Source organism: Bradyrhizobium valentinum (assembly GCF_001440405.1).
GTDB classification, from domain to species: domain Bacteria; phylum Pseudomonadota; class Alphaproteobacteria; order Rhizobiales; family Xanthobacteraceae; genus Bradyrhizobium; species Bradyrhizobium valentinum.
Genome location: NZ_LLXX01000142.1, coordinates 47,697 through 50,435, shown reverse-complemented (window position 1 = coordinate 50,435; position 2,739 = coordinate 47,697). Strand labels below are relative to the sequence as shown.

The 2,739-nt window shown below is 57.5% G+C and carries 3 protein-coding genes; all 3 read right to left on the bottom strand.

The window, feature by feature from the left end; genetic code table 11:
- Positions 1-195: 195 nt before the first annotated feature.
- Complete coding sequence (locus CP49_RS24815; protein WP_245310846.1) at positions 196-1,614, bottom strand: tetratricopeptide repeat protein; 1,419 nt, start codon at positions 1,612-1,614, stop codon at positions 196-198.
- A 16-nt stretch (positions 1,615-1,630) separates the two neighbouring features.
- Positions 1,631-1,984 carry an adenylate/guanylate cyclase domain-containing protein gene (locus CP49_RS47780; RefSeq protein ID WP_156438629.1) on the bottom strand — a complete coding sequence of 118 codons (354 nt, stop codon included), beginning with the start codon at positions 1,982-1,984 and terminating at the stop codon, positions 1,631-1,633.
- A 195-nt stretch (positions 1,985-2,179) separates the two neighbouring features.
- Entirely contained in the window at positions 2,180-2,638 is a 459-nt protein-coding gene (locus CP49_RS24810; RefSeq protein ID WP_057852792.1) for a hypothetical protein, read from the bottom strand.
- Between the last annotated feature and the right edge of the window lie 101 nt (positions 2,639-2,739).

Here is a 2,739-nt window from a genome sequence, read left to right as displayed (position 1 = left end):
GCCCGCGCGCGATTTAGGTCTTTGGCTGGAAGCCGGGTTGCCACCTTCCCGTCCTTTAACATGTCCTTCTCCTCTGTTCATGCGTTCGTATGCCTTGTGCTCGGCGGGGCGCTAGCGGAATATCACTACGCGAAAAGGCCGTTTCGTGGAGAATGGCGCGCCCGAAGAGATTCGTCCGTTCCGGGTCAATAACGGTCATTCCGGTACACCAGCGATCCGAAAAGCCTGCGCCAACTTTTCGATATCTTCAGGTCGACGATTTGGCCCCCAGTCCTTGATTCCGGAAATGCGTAGGGTCGGGTCCAGTTGCATTGCGCGCGCACAGACCTCTCGTGCTTCCTGAACCCGTCCAGATATCGCGTGGCATGCCGCCAGAATTAATTGTGCCGGCACAAACTTGGATTGTAGCCTGATAGCGGCTGCCGCACACGATGAGGCATCCTCGCTGCGGCCAGCGTAAAAATGAGCATAGGCCAGCCCGGTCAGGGCATTGAAGCTCCGTGGATCCAGCGGGCTCAAACGCAGCGCGATCTTGAATTGCTCGATTGCGGCATCGACGTTACCGAGCCAAAGCTGAGTGAACCCGCTCCACTGTCGTGCGATAACCAGATTTGGGTCCAGATTTATCGCCCGCGTGAGGAGGGCTGCGCCTTCCTCGACCTCACCCACTACGTAAGCGAGCGCGTGTCCGGCCATTGCAAGCACCGATGGATCGTCCGTATCGAGCTCGATCGCTCGTCTCGCGAGTCGTCGGGCTTCAATTCGTTCCTGAGCAGCATCAGTGCTCCAGCCGAAAGCTTTCCTTTGCATATAGCAACGAGCGCCAAGCGCGTATGCTGCGGCGAATTCGGGATCGATACCGCTGGCAATTCCCGTGAGCTTGAGAGCTTCAAGGTGCGCTTCTCTGGTGAATTTGTAAAAGCTGGCGTACGCGCGAAGATAGTAGTCGTAAGCCTGAAGGCTTTCGGTCGGCTTGCGCTGGGCGCGCTCGATTTCGGCGCGCTCCAGTTGAGGAGAGATTGCGCCGATCACGCTGCTGGTCACCCGATCCTGCAGATCAAACATGTCTTCGAGTGTACTATCGTATCTGTCTGCCCAGATATGATTACCCGTCGCGGCATCAACGAGCTGCCCAGTGATGCGAACGCGGTTGCCGGCCTTGCGGACGCTGCCCTCCAGCACGTAACGGACGCCAAGCTCGCGTCCGACTTGTTTGATATCGATAGCTTTGCCTTTGTAAGTAAAGGTGGAGTGTCGCGCGATGACGAAAAGCGATCTCGAACGCGACAGTCCCGTGATGATGTCTTCCACCATGCCATCGGCGAAATATTCCTGCTCCGGATCGCCGCTCATGTTCTCAAACGGCAACACCGCGATGGAGGGTTTGTCGGGGAGCGCGAGGGGCTGCGCAGTCTCGGTCGGCGGTTTTGTCAGCATTGCCGGTGAAAAGCTTGGGCCGATGCGCGCGCGCCAGACGCGCATTGGTTCGGCGATGTTCTTCAATACCTGTGGACCTATATCGTCATAATCGATACCGATCTTGCCTCGAATTTGCCGATGAGCATCGTCTGAAATGCTGATGCCGCCTGGTTCTGCGATCCCTTCGAGACGCACTGCAATATTGACCCCATCACCGAAGATATCGTTCCTCTTCGATGATTACGTCACCGACGTGAACGCCGATGCGAAATTCGATTCGCTTGACCTGCGGCACATCGATATTTTGTTCTGCCACTCCGCGTTGGATTTCGTCGGCACATCGCACGGCGTCAACCACGCTGGCGAACTCAACGAGAGCTCCGTCCCCGGTATTCTTGACGATGCGTCCGTGATGTTCAGCGATTTTGGGATCGAAAAGCGTCTTTCTGAGAGCTTTCAGTTGCGCCAGCGTGCCTTCTTCGTCGATCCCGATTAAGCGGCAAGAGCCCGCGACATCCGCCGCCAGAATAGCTGCCAGTCGCCGCTCGACGTGCTCGCTGCTCAAGATGCACCCCCGGGGGCTCGGGGAAATTGAATTGGCTTTATAGCAGAATTTTGGGCCGATGTCCGGCTATTGCCCAGGTCCGCTCCGGGTCAAATTCGGAAGTCCGGGTGTTCAACTCGGCAGTCCGCTTGCCCCCTCAAGAACAGACATCATCAGTCGGGTCCATCAGGTCCGAAAAGTGCCAGGAGCGGGCATTCAGTTCGCTCTCGCGGATGGGCTAGCTCCGCTCGCGGGGGCCTGCGGCGGCTCAGGATTGTTGGCGGGATTGGTATCGTACTTGGATATTCGCGTGATGAGCCCGCTAGTGGCGAGCGGCTGCAAGTCCGCCTCCAGCGCGTCAGCAATCTCCTTGGCATAGACCTCCCGGTCATCCACGTAGACTGTAAAGGATCTCAAATACTTTTCCTTCTTCGCCGGATTTTCGATCGTCGCCTTCGTCCACTGGTAGAGCGGATAGTTTTCGACGCCGTGCTCTTCGGCTGCGGCGACATACTCCGCAAAGGCGTCGAACTGGCATTTCAGCGCAGCGCGATGCTCGGCGAGGATATCGAACAGCGGCGCCAGTGCCGGAACACGGAGTTTTCGGCGTACCGATTCCGCCGTGGCAGAATCGTTCAGATCGAACCTAACCTGGTACTGCCACTGAGAAGTCACGCTAGTCTCGCATTCTGTCGCACCCGATTTGTCCCTTTCCGATCGCAAGACGCTACCGCTTCCTCACGAGCAGGTCCGGCACGCGTGTGTCAAGAGCTGAA